The sequence below is a fragment of the Sanguibacter inulinus genome (assembly GCF_013415325.1).
In the GTDB taxonomy this organism is placed as follows: domain Bacteria; phylum Actinomycetota; class Actinomycetes; order Actinomycetales; family Cellulomonadaceae; genus Sanguibacter; species Sanguibacter inulinus.
Map to the genome: position 1 here is coordinate 1 of NZ_JACBYE010000107.1, position 414 is coordinate 414.

Annotated in this window: 1 protein-coding gene; it reads left to right on the top strand. The window is 61.6% G+C overall.

The features are described from left to right. Nucleotides 1–414, top strand: a 414-nt coding sequence (locus tag HZZ10_RS19085) for an aldehyde dehydrogenase family protein (protein WP_179914724.1), incomplete at both ends; no start/stop codon positions are given.

Below are 414 nucleotides of genomic sequence, written 5' to 3' on the forward strand. Positions count from 1 at the left end.
GCCCAGGATGTTGCTGACGCGCGTGCCAATGGCCTTGGCGAAGCGATGCTTGACCGTCTGGCACTGACGCCCGCACGGCTGAAAGGCATTGCCGATGATGTGCGCCAGGTGTGTAACCTCGCCGATCCGGTGGGGCAGGTAATCGATGGCAGCGTACTGGACAGCGGCCTGCGTCTTGAGCGTCGTCGCGTACCGCTGGGGGTTATTGGCGTGATTTATGAAGCGCGCCCGAACGTGACGGTTGATGTCGCTTCGCTGTGCCTGAAAACCGGTAATGCGGTGATCCTGCGCGGTGGCAAAGAAACGTGTCGCACTAACGCTGCAACGGTGGCGGTGATTCAGGACGCCCTGAAATCCTGCGGCTTACCGGCGGGTGCCGTGCAGGCGATTGATAATCCTGACCGTGCGCTGGTC